This is a genomic window from Acidithiobacillus sulfurivorans (assembly GCF_018853815.1).
Classification (GTDB): Bacteria; Pseudomonadota; Gammaproteobacteria; order Acidithiobacillales; family Acidithiobacillaceae; genus Acidithiobacillus; species Acidithiobacillus sulfurivorans.
On the sequence record NZ_JAAOMP010000092.1, the window covers coordinates 1 to 1,779 of the forward strand.

Consider the following 1,779-nt stretch of genomic DNA (forward strand, 5'->3'; position numbering starts at 1 on the left):
CAGAATCAGGGCAGCAATGGCATCCGGTAGAGCCGGTACGGCGCTGCCCAGCCATAAGGCGAGTACCAGATTGACGCTACCCGCGACCCAACCCTTGTTGGCGGCAATCCAGCTGGAATCCGTCAGGGAGACTTTCCGGGTCAGATTATTGTCTACGCCCCAGGCAAAGCAGGCAGCAATGATGGCCGCTGCTGGCCACAACTGTTGGATATGAAATTGCAGGGTTCCGGCACGGGGCCAGCTGAGCAGCACCATGCCGAGCACAATGGCGAACATGCCCCAGGCAATCCGACGATCGAAGTTTTCCTTGAACACCCACCAGGCCAGCAGCGTGGTGAATACGGATTCGGCATTGAGCAGTAAGGAGGCATTGGATGCTGCTGCACCCTGCAATCCGAACATGAATAGCACTGGTGCGATGATACCTCCTGCCAGTATGGAGGCCCCAAACCAGAAGGTGTCTGCACGCGATAAATGGACGCGCGGACTGCGGCGCAGCAGCCGATACACGCTGAGCCCCAGACCGGAACCCAGATACAGCAGGGCCGCGAGCATCCAGGGGCTGACCGACGCCAGGAGAATTTTGGCCAGAGGGGTGCTGGCACCAAAAAGCAGCGCGGAGAAAATCACTGCCGGGATTCCGGGGCGAATCAGCTTCTGGATAATATTCATGGAATTATCTGCAAAGTCATGGCGTAACCCTGGAAGGAATCAGGAATCATAAAGAGCATCGTTATTGCAGGCAAGATGGAGAATTTGCCGTGATTAATGGCGGGTTGGAGTGAAGTATGATCTGGTGGAGGCCTGCCAGGAGATCAGGAACTGCCTGCTTCGCCCACCGTAATGATCATTCCGGCAATTTCTCCCAGTTTTTTTCCTTTGTCCATGGCGAGCCGCCGCATGCGCCGGTAGGCTTCGGCTTCGTCAATCTGTAAGTCGCGCATGAGGATGCCTTTGGCTTTTTCAATTTGCTTGCGCTCGGAGAGGGCATTTTGGGTGTCTTTGAGTTCTTTGCGCAATTGCCGATATTCGGCATAGCGGAGCGCCGCTACCTTGAGAATGGGGGCAATATCCTGGGCGGAAATGCCGTGGGCAACATAGGCGGCCACCCCGGCACGAATAGCCCGGCGCATGGTGTCTTCATCTTCAGGGGCGCCCAGCACCACGACCGGTAATTCCAGGGTTTCGCTGAGGAAGACGATGTGTTCGAGCACGTCCCGTTCAGGACTACCCGCTTCAGCGATGATGACATCGGGTTGCAGGTTTTCCAGGCGTTGCCAGGAAAGTGCTGACCAGCCAAAAATATCCACGACAATCTGCCCTTCGCTGGCGAGGGCTTCCCGGAGGATTTCTGCACGCTCCACATTATTATCGATCAGGACGATGCGATGCATGGGCTCATTGTAGCGCTTGTAGAGCGGCCTGGATGACGATTTCCGATTCGCCGATGGGTCCTTCTACCCGTATGAAGCAATTGGGTAATGTTGCCTGCACCTGCTCAAGGAGTGCAGGCAGATCCTCCTGTAAATGACGACCGCTGCTCCAAAATAATGGGGATATGCGAAAGCGGCGTAAACCCGATGCATAGGCTGAGTGCAGGGCCTGATCCAGAGACGGCTCCCACATCTCCAGATAACACAAAACAATCTGTCGTTCCGGGTGGGCCGACTGTAATTTTTCGGCGATCTGCTCAAAAGGTTTTCGCCACTGGGGGTTGCGAGAACCATGTGCCAGCAGAAATTGCACTTCGGTCATGCGCTTTTCCTTATGGATGTTGCA

General features: G+C 55.5%; 3 protein-coding genes. All 3 read right to left on the reverse strand.

The window, feature by feature from the left end; genetic code table 11:
- Window positions 1–672: DMT family transporter (locus tag HAP95_RS08185; protein WP_215883774.1), on the reverse strand; the 672-nt coding region annotated here is incomplete at its 3' end.
- Between the two features lie 143 nt (window positions 673–815).
- The gene (locus tag HAP95_RS08190; protein ID WP_215883775.1) at window positions 816–1,394 is read right to left on the reverse strand and encodes an ANTAR domain-containing response regulator; all 579 of its coding nucleotides are present in this window, start codon (window positions 1,392–1,394) and stop codon (window positions 816–818) included.
- Between the two features lie 4 nt (window positions 1,395–1,398).
- Window positions 1,399–1,779: sirohydrochlorin chelatase (locus tag HAP95_RS08195; RefSeq protein WP_226832656.1), on the reverse strand; the 381-nt coding region annotated here is incomplete at its 5' end.

Coding starts and splice junctions, on each gene's coding strand:
- HAP95_RS08190 (WP_215883775.1), bottom strand. CDS start 1,394: ATGCATCGCATCGTCCTGATCGATAATAATGTGGAGCGTGCAGAAATC.